Source organism: Rhodopirellula sp. UBA1907 (assembly GCF_002337565.1).
GTDB lineage: Bacteria > Planctomycetota > Planctomycetia > Pirellulales > Pirellulaceae > Rhodopirellula > Rhodopirellula europaea.
Genome location: NZ_DDGH01000083.1, coordinates 21,077 through 31,971 on the forward strand (window position 1 = coordinate 21,077; position 10,895 = coordinate 31,971).

At 55.7% G+C, this 10,895-nt stretch carries 9 protein-coding genes; 6 read left to right on the forward strand and 3 right to left on the reverse strand.

All coding sequences use genetic code 11. The features are described 5' to 3' along the window. Positions 1 to 1,234: 1,234 nt before the first annotated feature. The 3 genes from B2R17_RS17550 to B2R17_RS17560 all read left to right on the forward strand — a co-directional run bounded on the left by B2R17_RS17550 (position 1,235) and on the right by B2R17_RS17560 (position 6,414). Entirely contained in the window at positions 1,235 to 1,606 is a 372-nt protein-coding gene (locus B2R17_RS17550) for a cupin domain-containing protein (protein WP_286765002.1), read from the forward strand. A gap of 357 nt (positions 1,607 to 1,963) precedes the next feature. Continuing rightward, positions 1,964 to 4,192 (forward strand): PQQ-binding-like beta-propeller repeat protein, encoded by a 2,229-nt coding sequence (locus tag B2R17_RS17555; RefSeq protein ID WP_008660313.1) that lies wholly within the window; start codon positions 1,964 to 1,966, stop codon positions 4,190 to 4,192. A gap of 143 nt (positions 4,193 to 4,335) precedes the next feature. Then, positions 4,336 to 6,414 carry a PQQ-binding-like beta-propeller repeat protein gene (locus B2R17_RS17560; protein ID WP_286765003.1) on the forward strand — a complete coding sequence of 693 codons (2,079 nt, stop codon included), beginning with the start codon at positions 4,336 to 4,338 and terminating at the stop codon, positions 6,412 to 6,414. A gap of 206 nt (positions 6,415 to 6,620) precedes the next feature. Here B2R17_RS17560 and B2R17_RS17565 read toward each other — a convergent pair whose 3' ends face one another. The 3 genes from B2R17_RS17565 to B2R17_RS17575 all read right to left on the reverse strand — a co-directional run bounded on the left by B2R17_RS17565 (position 6,621) and on the right by B2R17_RS17575 (position 9,147). Next, positions 6,621 to 6,809, reverse strand: coding sequence for a hypothetical protein (locus tag B2R17_RS17565; protein ID WP_286765004.1), 189 nt, complete (start codon positions 6,807 to 6,809; stop codon positions 6,621 to 6,623). 230 nt (positions 6,810 to 7,039) lie between these two features. Continuing rightward, positions 7,040 to 7,924, reverse strand: coding sequence for a methylenetetrahydrofolate reductase [NAD(P)H] (metF, locus tag B2R17_RS17570; protein WP_008660304.1), 885 nt, complete (start codon positions 7,922 to 7,924; stop codon positions 7,040 to 7,042). A 365-nt stretch (positions 7,925 to 8,289) separates the two neighbouring features. Then, a complete protein-coding gene (locus tag B2R17_RS17575) occupies positions 8,290 to 9,147 on the reverse strand; it encodes a phytanoyl-CoA dioxygenase family protein (protein WP_286765005.1) in 858 nt (285 codons plus the stop codon). A 272-nt stretch (positions 9,148 to 9,419) separates the two neighbouring features. Between B2R17_RS17575 and B2R17_RS17580 the strand changes: the two genes are divergently transcribed. From B2R17_RS17580 to B2R17_RS17590, 3 genes are all read left to right on the forward strand, one after another. Next, positions 9,420 to 9,905, forward strand: a complete 486-nt coding sequence (locus B2R17_RS17580) for a hypothetical protein (protein WP_286765006.1) — start codon at positions 9,420 to 9,422, stop codon at positions 9,903 to 9,905. Between the two features lie 10 nt (positions 9,906 to 9,915). Then, entirely contained in the window at positions 9,916 to 10,353 is a 438-nt protein-coding gene (locus tag B2R17_RS17585; RefSeq protein WP_261340307.1) for a TadE/TadG family type IV pilus assembly protein, read from the forward strand. A gap of 77 nt (positions 10,354 to 10,430) precedes the next feature. After that, the coding region (locus B2R17_RS17590) for a pilus assembly protein TadG-related protein (RefSeq protein WP_286765007.1) at positions 10,431 to 10,895 on the forward strand (465 nt) is incomplete at its 3' end.

The window sequence follows — 10,895 nt, forward strand, 5'->3', positions numbered from 1 at the left end:
AAGCCGATCCACAGCCACAGTCAGCAACTTCGCAACCACAAGCTGGTTCGCAAGCGACTTCACATGGAGCTTCGCAGCAGCTGTTGCAGCCTTTGGCACCGAACAACTTGCTGAGCAAGCCGCCCTTGCCGATGCTGCATCCGCTGTCGCAGCACGAAGGTTCGCAAGAAGCGATTTCGCAGCCACAAGCTGGTTCGCAAGCGGTTTCGCATGCAGGTGCACAGCCACAATCAGCGATTTCGCAACCGCAAGTTGGTTCTGCACAGCTGTTGCATCCGCCGAGCAGGTTGCCCTTCAGCAAGCCACAACCGGAGTCGCAACCGCCACAAGGAGCTTCGCAACCGCAATCGGGTTCGCAAGCAGGAGCACATCCGCAGTCGCTGTCGCAACCGCCGCAAGGTGCTTCCAAACCACAAGTAGGTTCACAAACAGGAGCTTCGCAGCAAGCTGTCGAGCTTCCGCAGCCTTTCATGCCGAGCATGCGATCAAGCAAGTCAAAGCCAAAGCCTTGAGTACAGACCGAACTCGCCACGACCATCGTCAATGTTAAAATTGTCCGCTTCATCGGAGATTATTCTCCCTCTCGAGATTGTTGCGGGAAGTTGTCGGCAGTGATCCGTCACTCGCGATTCTGCAACCTCACCGTTGTATCGTTGCCCTTGGGGACACGGTCGTCGGACGAAGTCGCCGACGATCAAGTCCCGAGGTCAGGACTTCAGAACACAAACCGAACCAGGTGCGAGCACCCAGCCCGCTGACTTCGTTCAGTTCTGAAATCCATTTCGATTCGTGCCAGGGTCTCTGGCGACGGTGTAGCTGGTCCAATCGTTTGATGAAGAAACATCTGCCAGATGCAGACATCCGCTGTCTGCACCTCTGGGTCATCCGAGTCGACTGAGTGACTTCAGGTCTTCGACGCCGGGAGCGTTTCAAACCCGACTCATGCGGTCGGACAACAAACGTATCGGCGACACCTAGGCTTCAATGCAGTGGTTTGGGTGTTTTTCGGCAGCTTGTTAACGTTTGCGGCTTACGGAATTTCAGCCCGGTTATCCGGCGGGTATGGATCGTCCCGAACGATCCTCTGGTACGATGCGTGCAATCGATCCAGACTGACAAAAACACCCTCTGGTGGCCGGGAGGCAGGCTCAAACCGAGCGGTCGATGCTGTGGAACTCGACGACGTGAAACCCGGCGGTCCTTTGCAATATTCGTAGAACAGAGGTCAAAACCAATGGCCGCCAAACCTGAAATCGTTGATTTGACACGGATCGAACCGGTTGAATGCCCCTGCGGGCAGGCTCGCCGAGCATTCGCAGAGTCATCCGAGTTCCCCGGCACGCTGCACCTGACGCAGATCAGTCTGGATGCCAAACCGCATCACCACCGCGATCACACCGAGGTCTACGTGATTCTGAGCTGTGATGCTGATGCCGCGATCGAACTGAATGGCGAACTGCATCCGGTTCGGCCGCTGATGTCCGTCCTCATTCCTCCCGGGGTCCAACATCGAGCGGTCGGAAAAATGGAGGTACTGATCGTGTGCACACCTGAATTCGATCCCGCGGACGAGCACTTCGGTGATCCGGCCGCCTATCGAGCCTGAAACACGCGTTTTCCGGCGCACGACCGCGCTGCGTTTCGGATTCTCCCTTCCGGGCATTTCGCTTCGCAGCTCCGGTTTCAAAAGCGTCCTCCTACCGCGGAACGGCAAAAAAACGCTGAAACGGCAGACTTATCAGCTTTTACCGTTTTGAGCATTCGAGGGGATTGCACGCGACGGGTCCCGGCACGCTAAAATCATTTCAACCAATACGATTCGAATTATCCTGTCGTGCCCCACCTTCCCACCCTATCTCTCCCACCGGAATCCTTGATGTTCGCGACGTTGCGCCGCTCTGTCACTTCGCCACACTCCCAAAGGACCTCACAACAACAGGCCAGCTCCGCTCGTGCGGTGACCATGTTGCTGTGTTTGATGGGTTTTGTTGGCGTGACCCTCGGATCCAACACCGCCCGGGCCCAAGAAAACGGCCAAACGGCGGACTGGACTTACTGGCGAGGCCCTAATTTCAACGGGACCGCCGAAGCTGAGAACCTGGTCGAAGACTGGGATTCAGAAGGCGGCGAGGGCAGCAACCTCCTGTGGAAACGGGAAGACATCGGCACTCGCAGCACGCCGGTTGCGATGAACGGCCGGCTCTACACATTGATGCGTTCGAACCCGGGAACGGACACCGAAGGCGAAAAAGTCGTCTGCCTCGACGCGGAAACTGGCGAAACCCTCTGGGAAAACGCTTTCAACGTCTATCTGTCTGACGTTCCTGACACCCGTGTGGGCTGGAGCAGCGTCGTCGCGGATCCCGAGAGCGGCAATGTCTACGCCCTGGGCGTGTGCGACTTGTTTCTCTGTATCAATGGAGAAACCGGGCAAACCGTCTGGAGCAAACCCCTTCACGAACAATTCGGAATGTTGTCGACCTACGGCGGTCGGACCAACTTCCCGGTGATCCACGAAGACCTCGTGATCATCAGCGGCATCATCATCAACTGGGGCGAAGCCGCCAAACCCAACCACCGCTTGATCGCGATGGACAAACTGACCGGCGAAGTCGTCTGGTTCAGTGGCACCAAGGATTTGCCCAACGACACAACCTACTCGGCACCGACGCTGACCACGATCGAAGGCCAACGGCAATTGATTTTGGGAACGGGCGACGGAGCCGTTTGGGGCATCCAACCTCGTACCGGCAAACCGCTCTGGCATCACGACCTATCCCGTCGCGGAATGTTCGCCACCCCACTGGTCGATGGAAACCGGGTTTACGCTAGTCATAGCGAAGAAAACATGTCCGGCAGCTCGATGGGTGCGGTCGCTTCCGTCGAAGTCGGCGGAACCGGCGACGAAACCTACGGCAAAGAAGTTTGGAAGATGGAAGGCTTGGTCGTCGGCCGCAGCGCTCCTGTCGTCGTTGACAACCGTTTGTACGTGGTCGATGACCGCTGCAAGCTTTGGATCATCGACACCGAAACCGGTGACCTGATCGCCGAGCGAATTGCAATCGGAGACCGCAAACAATGGCCTTCGCTTTTGGTGGCAGATGAAAAGCTGTACGTCCTGACCGAAAACGGTCGTTGGGCGATTTTGGAAATGACTGAAGACGGCGTTGAATTTCTCAGCAAAGGCCGTATTCGCAACGAGGCATTCCATTCCTCGCCAATCTTGGCCAACGGCAAGCTTTACTTCCAAGGTGCGTCGGCTCTGTACTGCGTTGGCTCCCCTGAATCAACGCAAAAACCACTCGTCCTGGCAGAACAATTGCTCGGCGAGACGCCCATCGAAGAAAACCCAGAACCAGCTCAGTTGTTGGTCACGCCAGCAGAAGGTTTGCTGCACCCAGGTCAAACCATGGAGCTGTCAGTTCGATTGTTCAATCGCCTGGGACAACGTTTGGCTGATCCAGCCGACTCGGACATCACCTTCAGTGTCGAAGGCCCTGGCTCGGTCGACGGCAACGTCTTCACCGCCAACTCCGACGTTGCCCACACCGCGGCCACCATCATTGCCAAAGTCGGGAGCGTCACCGGAAGCACTCGGGTTCGTATCGTTCCTGAACTGCCATGGGCATTCGACTTCGATGACTTGAACGATCCACCATTGTCTTGGGTGGGTGCTCGTTATCGTCACGTGATTCGGCCCGTCGATGGCTCACCGGCACTCGTGAAGATCAGCACGATTCCAAAGGGTGCACGAAGCCGTGCTTGGATGGGATCCAGCGAACTGAAAAACTACACCATCGCCGCTGACGTTCGTGGCAGCCGAGCCAATGACCAACTCCCGGACATTGGCTTGACCGCTCACGGTTATGTCTTGGATTTGATGGGCAACAGCCAACAGTTGCAAATCCGATCGTGGTCACCGCAATTGCGAATGGCACAGACCGTTGATTTCCCTTGGAAAGAAGACCAGTGGTATCGGATGAAATTCCGAGCCCAAATCGAAGGCAGTGGCGACGACGCAATTGCCGTGTTGAAGGGCAAAGTATGGCCTCGCGGTGAAGAAGAGCCCGCTGACTGGACCGTGACCGCAGAAGACAAGATTCCTGTTCTGTCGGCCAGCCCTGGTTTGTACGGCAACGCGAAAGTCGCTGAGCTTTACATCGACAACTTGGAAGTCACACCCAATGAGTGATCGTGATGACGCGGCGCATTCCCACGTTGCGTTCAACGTCACCGACTGATTGAACTCCCTCCCAACCTGCAGCGAACTCGCGACCCTCCAACTGTCGCGATTCGCTTCGAACATCCAACGAACCCTCCCTCCCAAAAACAATCATGGCTCGCTCTGAATTTTCTGCTTGGTGCTTGATGCTTGGCTCAGCGATACTGGGCACACTGACAACGGTTTTGTTGAGCGGTTGCCAACCGCCTGTTCCGTTGAGCACCGTCACATTGGCTGCCGCTGCCGCGAACGAAACGGTCGTGGCCGACGTGGACAAATCGAAGTCCGATTCTGGATCCGCTGCCGACGTGAGCGAATTCGTTCCTCCGGCCAAGGTCATTGAGTCGGGCGAAGAATGGCCACAATGGGGCGGCACCCGCGTCCGCAACAACGTGCCCAACGCAAAGAACCTGCCCGAATCCTGGAACATCGGCAAGTTCGATCGCCGCACCGGCGAGTGGGATGGATCCAAAGCTGAAAACGTCCGCTGGTTCTCCGCCCTGGGAAGCCAAACCTACGGAAACCCCGTCGTTTCCGGAGGCCAAGTTTACGTTGGCTCCAACAACGGTAACGGTTACCTCAAACGCTACCCAAGCAACGTCGACCTCGGCTGCTTGCTCGCTTTCGACCAAAATGACGGCAGCTTCCTTTGGCAACACAGCAGCGAAAAACTGATCACCGGTCGTGTTCACGATTGGCCTCTGCAGGGCATTTGCTGTGCACCTTTGGTCGAAGGCGAACGATTGTGGTTCGTGACCAGTCGCGGTGAAGTCCGTTGCCTGGACACCAAAGGTTTCCACGATGGCGAAGACGACGGCCCAGTCCAAAACGAAGTGGCTCGCGTCGGCGACTTGATGAACAGCGGCGAAGGCAGCGACTACGAAGATTCGCTCACGTCACTGAACCAAGGCGAATTGACCGAAGCATTGACACAGGTTTTGACCGACGCCGGAAGTGAACCCGAAGGGGACATCGAAATCAAAACGATCGCGGAAAACAAATCATGGACCGCCAAAGGCAAATTTGGTGGCGTCGAACGTTCGCTGGCGATCAAGCAACTGGGACCACGCATCTCGATCTTCAAGACACTATCGGTGGACGACAAACAAGACGCGGATGTGATCTGGGTCTTCAACATGATGGATGAACTCGGCGTCAGCCAACACAACATGTGCTCGTGCAGCGTCACCAGCTATGGCGACTTGTTGTTCGTCAACACCAGCAACGGCCTCGACGAATCCCACATCAACTTGCCAGCTCCTGAAGCCCCCAGCTTCATCTGCATGAACAAAAACACCGGTGAAGTCCTTTGGACCGACCAATCTCCTGGCACCAATATCTTGCACGGACAATGGTCGTCACCTTCGGTCGAAGTCCTCGGCGGCGTACCGCAAGTCTTGTTCTGCGGTGGCGACGGATGGTTGTACAGCTTCAAAGCTGACGGCGGAAAAGATGGTGCGGGCGAATTGCTTTGGAAGTTCGACTGCAATCCAAAGGAATCCAAATGGATCCTGGGCGGCGAAGGCACTCGCAACAACCTGATCGCGACTCCAGTCGCCTACGACGGTTGGGTTTATATCGCTGTCGGCCAAGACCCTGAACACGGCGAAGGCGAAGGTCACCTGTGGTGCATCGATCCAACCAAACGTGGCGACGTCTCGCCTCAGTTGGCCGTGAAGATGGAAGGCGATAGCCGCGAACCAATCGAACACAAACGCATCCAAGCGGTTGAACCCGAGAAGGGTGAGACTGCCGTCGACAATCCAAACTCGGCTGTCGTTTGGCACTACTCACTGGCCGACCAAAACGACGACGGTGAAATTGACTTCGAAGAAGAAATGCACCGCAGCTGTGGCACCGTTGCGATCAAAGACGACGTGCTTTACATCGCCGATTTCTCCGGATTGGTCCACTGCTTGGACGCAAAAGGGAACGACGATGGCACGCCGATCGTGCACTTCACCTACGACATGTTCGCCCAAAGCTGGGGCAGTCCTCTGATCGCCGACGACAAGGTCTACATAGGTGATGAAGACGGTGACGTTTGCGTGTTCGAGTTTGGTGCTGAGAACAACGAACCGATCGAAGAGATCAACATGGGAACCAGCGTTTACAGCACGCCCGTCGCAGCCGATGAAACGATCTTCATCAGCACGAAGGACAAACTGTTCGCGATCGGTAAACCTCGCTGAGCATCTTCAGCGGCCGAGACCATCATCCAAAGTCGCTAAGGTCAAACCGAAAGCGACGCGTTGTTCAACCAACGAAATGATGGGAGAGCCAAGGACCATCGCTTGAATCAACATTTCGCCACCGTGTTCAGTTTGGACCGGTGGCGAAACTCGTTTTGAAACGAGCGAAACGGGCTGCAAAGTTGGCCTCAGAATCAATCGCGAAATTACGCGTCTTGATCCAGCGACTGTTCTTCGGATTCGCGGCGTTTGGCCGGTGGCCGATCTACCACATGCTCTTCACGACGTCGCGAAGTTTGTGGATCTTCGTTCTCACTACGCTGCGAGACTGGCCCGACCCGATAGGTCAAACCGTGAAGCGTGTGAATGAATGGCATCGAAATGGGAGCGAACATGGGTGTCGTCTCGTTCAAAAGGTCGGTGGACACGAAAGCCTAGCTCTCTAAACCAACTTTTCGACGTGCGCTTAGCTCGCGATTGACCAAAAGCGACATTTCGTCACGACCCAAAGTCCATCTGGTTCGATTACGCGGGCAACACGAAGCACAACGCGCACCAGCAAGGCGCAATTCGCCAACAAAGCGACTTTCCGCAACCTTAAAAAAGGTCGCTGCCCCGCCGACGCTTAGCAACTGGTCAGCGACAACCCATCGAGCAAGTCAGCGGCAGCTTCGCTCTTGTTGAGAACGTAATAGTGGATGCCGGGCACACCATTGTTGACCAAATCGATCGTTTGCTGACGAGCGTGCTCGACGCCGACACGGAACTGGTCCTGATCGTCACCCGCTTCGGTCATTGCGGATTCGAGTGACTGCGGGATCGCCGCCTTGCACATCGAAGCGATCCGTTTCGCTTGTTTGAAATTGGTCACCGGCAAAATCCCCGGAACGATTGGCACTTCAATGCCAATCTTCTGACAGGCGTCGCGGAATCGATAGAAGTCATCGTTGTCGTAGAACAACTGCGTGATGACGATGTCTGCCCCCGCGTCGACCTTTCGCTTTAAATTGGTCAAATCGGTTTGGAAATCCACCGCTTCCTGATGCGTCTCGGGATACCCAGCGACCGCGATTCCCAGATCGCTGAATTGCCCGCGAATCAGTTCCACCAACTCGTTGGCGTACTTCAGACCACCCTCGGTGACCTCGAATTGCGTCGTTCCCTTCGGTGGGTCTCCACGCAGTGCGACGATGTAATCAACTCCGATCCGGCTGGCTTCCGTGAGATAGGTCTCCAGTTCCTTCACAGTCGACCCGACACAGGTCAGGTGAGATGCGACGGGCAGACTGGTGATCTCCTTCACCTTCTGCAGAACTTCGAGCGTTGTCCCCTGGCTCGAACCACCGGCCCCGTAGGTGCATGTGAAATACTTCGGGCCAAACTGCATCAACCGCTCGACGTTTTTGCAGAGCAGATCCACGCCTTCGGAGGTTTTGGGCGGAAACAGCTCAAATGAAATCGCACAATCGGTGGACTGATAGACAGAAGCCAGAGTCATCAAACAAATCACAAATGAGAAAAAGCTGCGAAACGAGAGCGTTTCAATATTTAGTGAGCGAACTGCACCGAAAGAATTGACTTCGGTCCACTCACCTCCGTCGCAGAAACGCTCTCAACGCTGCGAAAGAAAGGCCTGGCGACGTCACCCGCTCAACGGATACCGACAAAACCAGGCACCGCGCCAGTATAAACGCCCGCTCGTTTTACGGAACCGAGAGTCCCACCACGATTGAACCGAAGCCGCCGAACTTTACCGTTTTTTCTTTCGCTCCAAAACCGAAATCGCCCTGAAACCGGCACGGGTCTCGAAACGATCAACACGATTCTCTGGCCAAAACGACGACCGGCCCCGCAGTTGCCTATCGCCTGGACTGCTTATGAGTCAAACGAGTCGGGACGCTCAGCTCCGGGCCATTTGTCTGGCGATGCGGTCCCCGCAACGACCACGCCTTTCTTCTCCCAACCCAAGTACGCGGTCACGTCGGCGGGACAATACCGAAGCGTCAAACCGCAGCGTCTGCGATCACTCTGGTTGGGCGCCGAACCGTGAACCAACAGATCGCTATGGATGGACACCTGTCCCGCACGAACGGGAGTGAATCGGTGTGTTCCGTACTTCTCAGGTTCCGTGACAACTTGATCCAAGACGTTCCCGGAATCTGAATCCGTCATGTCGAAGTCAATCAATCCGTGCTGATGTGAACCGGTGAAGACTTCCATTCCACCATTGTCGAGATCGGCATCGTCGATCGCCAGCCAAACGGTCACGGCTTTGGTCGGTGTCAGGGGCCAGTAGCTGGCATCTTGATGCCAATCCACGCGTTTGCCATCACCAGGCATCTTGCAGAAGAAATGCGATCCCCAACCAATGACATCCTCACCCAACAAGTCAGAAACGTAGCTCACCAACTTTGGATGCTGCAACAAATCCCAAACACGAGCATGTTTTAGGTGCGCGCTGCTGATCGAGTAGCTGTCCTTTCCGGCCGCCATGGTTTCGGCCAACAAGGCATCAAAGTATTCACGCAACGAAGTGGTTTCATTCGCATCGAGAACATCCAACGGTCCCAAGTAGCCATCCTGATTCCAAGCTTCGATCTGGTCTTGGCTCAACAGTTTCGGAGAAGCATTCTCGGTTGGAAAGAAGCGGATATCACGCTGGACCGTCGCGATGGATTCCCGATCAGGAATGATCGCGAACTGCGTGTCCGATGAGGAACTGTTGTCGTTCATGGCGTTGGACTTCGTGAAAGGGAGTGGGGATCTGTTCATTGTCAGTCAGTCCCGCGGTCGATTCAACCCAGCCAGCTTGCCGGGACATGCCTGCATGATCGTCAGAACCGGATTAGTCCATCGACTTTCTCATTTGCTCGAATGCCACCCATCAGGTTGGAGGCGCCGATCAATCCATGCGAACTAGGGTTGGATGCAACCGTTGCCATTCATGGCGGTTGCGACACATCTCACTCTTTGTCAGCACCCAATTCGTTCAAACGGTTTGCATCATGTCCATCGCAGCCAGCACTCACCCAACACGGAAGGATCGATCCACGACGGTCGTCGATCGCACAGTCCAATACGGTGTCGTGAAGAAGATCGCTCTTCACTGGATCGTTTTGTTTGTGTGCAACTCGGTTGCGTTGCTGCTCTGGTTGCGATTGTTTGAACAACCCGATCTGAGCTGGCAGCACTCTTTTGAAGACTGTGTGCGCCGCTTCCTGCCGTTCTTCTTGATCTCGATCGCACTGATCCCCGCCTTTGTGCTCGACACGCTGAAACTAACCAATCGTTTCGCCGGACCGATCATGCGTTTGCGAACCGAAATCCTCAACGCAGCCGAAGGCCGCCCGGTCAAGCGTTTGTCATTCCGTACAAACGACTTCTGGAAAGACGTCGCTGACTCGTTCAACAGCATGGCCCAGCGAACCGGGTTGCTCTCCGACGCGGAAACAACCGGCGACGAAACCAGCTCATCCTCCACCAACGCCTGATTTCATTCCGATGCCTGTACCCACCTCCAAACGACGGAACAATGCAGTTCCCGGGCGACGCCATCGTTGTCGCCGATCCGGTGTGGCAACGGTTGAATTCGCCGTTTGCTTGCCAATTCTGATCCTGTTGGTTTTCGGTTCAATCGAAGCCTCCAGCATGATTTTTTTGAAGCAGTCTCTCAACGTCGCCGCCTACGAATCCACTCGCGAAGCCATTCGTGACGGCCGCAGCAACGCCGACGCCGCAGCCAGAGCCCAAGCGATCCTCGATTCGCGCGGCATCGTTGGCTACCGAATCACGTTCCCCAATGGCGAATCATTGGATGCGGATCGCGCAGCAGAAGTCATCACCTCCGTGACCGCTTCGAGTGCACAGAACAGCCCTTTGCTGGGACGGTTCCTCACCGACCGTCAACTCACCGTCAACACGGTGATGCTGAAGCAGTAAGGCAACAGCTCCTTCATCGATTCACCAACGCACGTCCGACTCGCCCCATCTTTCTCCGACTCGTTCAAAACGGCACCATGCGAAATCTCTCCACTAGCAAAGCGAAACTGTCTCGCAAATTTCGCGATCGCTGCGTCGCATTGGATCTCAAGCAAGCTCGAAACGCACCGCAACGCCACGGCGCGATGCTGGTCCTGATCGCAATCATGATGTTCTTGTTTCTGATCGTGGTTGCGTTCTCGATTGATATCGCACAAATGCACTTGGCTCGAACCGAGTTGCGATCATCCACCGACGCCGCTGCGAACGCCGCCGCGACGACCTTGGCTGATACACTCGATCGAAATCTCGCGATTCGACGTGGACAGCAAATCGCACAAGCCAACCTAGTCAACGGCCAACCATTGCTTCTAGCCGATGGCGACTTTCAATTCGGCAGATCGGATCGCCAAGTTGATGGCAAGTACGCGTTCAATGCCGGCGAAGCTCCCTTCAACGGCGTTCGCGTCAATGGACAACGCACGTCCGGTTCGCTCTCGGGT